Origin of the sequence: Caballeronia sp. NCF2 (genome assembly GCF_023631205.1) — a bacterium.
GTDB lineage: Bacteria > Pseudomonadota > Gammaproteobacteria > Burkholderiales > Burkholderiaceae > Caballeronia > Caballeronia zhejiangensis.
The window spans coordinates 1-1450 of record NZ_JALQDN010000113.1 but is presented as its reverse complement, the minus strand read 5'-3'; the positions used below and the strand labels follow the sequence as shown (position 1 = coordinate 1450).

The window sequence follows — 1450 nt, the reverse complement described above, 5'->3', positions numbered from 1 at the left end:
TGAACTGACCCCGCAAAGTTGGACAGTTTTGGGCTAGGCCGCTAAGGGCTGAGTTCTGTACATCACAGGACTCAGCCCTTTCAGCTTCAGCTTGATGCGGTGGTGATTGTAGTAGTGAATGTAGCGTCTGATTCCGGCCTGAAGGGCTTCGATGCTCTCGAAGCGGTTGGGGTAGAAGAACTCCGACTTCAAAGTGCCGAAGAAGCTTTCCATGGTGGCGTTGTCGTGGCAGTTGCCCTTGCGCGACATGCTTTGCGTCAGGGCTCGTTGCGAGAGCAACGCCTGGTAAGCGCCCATCTGATAGTGCCAGCCTTGATCCGAGTGGACCAAGGGGCGATCATCGACTTCCAGCCTTCTGAACGCCTTTTTGATCATGTTGGCGACCATCGCGAATGCCGGACGAGTGGCCGTCTCGTAGGCGATGATCTCGCCGTTATACAGATCCAGCACCGGCGATAGATAAAGCTTTCGCTCGCCCACCCGGAATTCAGTGATATCGGTGACCCACTTCTGGTTCGGCCCCGCGGCATCGAACTGTCTTTGCAGCACGTTCGGCGCAACCCGTCCCACCGTCCCGCGGAAGGCTTGAAACTTCTTCGGGCGCACCAGCGACTTCAGTTTCATGAGGTGCATCAACCGCTGGACGGTCTTGTGATTCACAACAGTGCCCAAATGCCGGACTGCGTGAGTAATGCGTCGATAGCCATAACGCCCTTTGTGCTGCTCGAACACAGAACGAATACGCGCCTTGAGCTGCGCGTGTTTGTCCGCCTTGCGTGAAGCCTTGCATTGGTAGTAGAACGTGCTGCGCGCCAGGCCGGCCACTTTCAGCAGGCCGTCGAGCGCAAACTCATGCCTCAACCCGGCCACTACTTGCGCTTTTTGCGCTGCGCTGTAGGGCTTTCCGAGCGGATCAAGGCATCGAGTTTTTTTAGGTACGCATTCTCCATGCGCAGATAGTTCAGCTCCTTCAGGAGCTCTTCCTTCGTGCGGGCCTCGTCGGATTTGGACGAAACCGCTGGCGCAGATGACTTGGGTTGCTTCACGGAGCGTCCTCGGGGGCGCGGCTCAAGGGCCTGCATACCTCCCGAATCATACCGGCGCTTCCAGACATTAATCGCGCTCGGATTGCGGATATCGAAGATCGCGGCCGTCTCTCGGCACGACAGGGCCTTGGTGTGCATGAACTGCAGCACCTTCAGTTTGAATGGGCCGTCGTACAAACTGTACTTCTTCTTAAACGCCGCCTCGCCATGCGCCCGCCACGCCGCCACCCATTTACGCACCGTGCCCTGGCCCACGCCATGTTGACGCCCCACCTCTCCGTAACCACCGCGCTCGCCTGATAAATAGTCTTGAACGACTCTGCTCTTGAGTCGTGCGCTGTACTTGCTCATGAAAAAACACCCCAAATCGTTGAACGGGTGTCCAACTTTTGGGGTGCAGTTCA

1 protein-coding gene is annotated in these 1450 nt (G+C 57.2%); it reads right to left on the bottom strand.

Annotation, left to right across the window (positions count from 1 at the left end; translation table 11 throughout):
• Positions 1-33: 33 nt before the first annotated feature.
• Positions 34-1397 (bottom strand): IS3 family transposase gene (locus tag NCS02_RS36115; protein WP_502800934.1). Its coding sequence is split into 2 segments (ribosomal slippage): positions 34-926 and positions 926-1397, totalling 1365 coding nucleotides; the frame shifts between segments, so codons are not numbered across the junction.
• Positions 1398-1450: the final 53 nt, after the last annotated feature.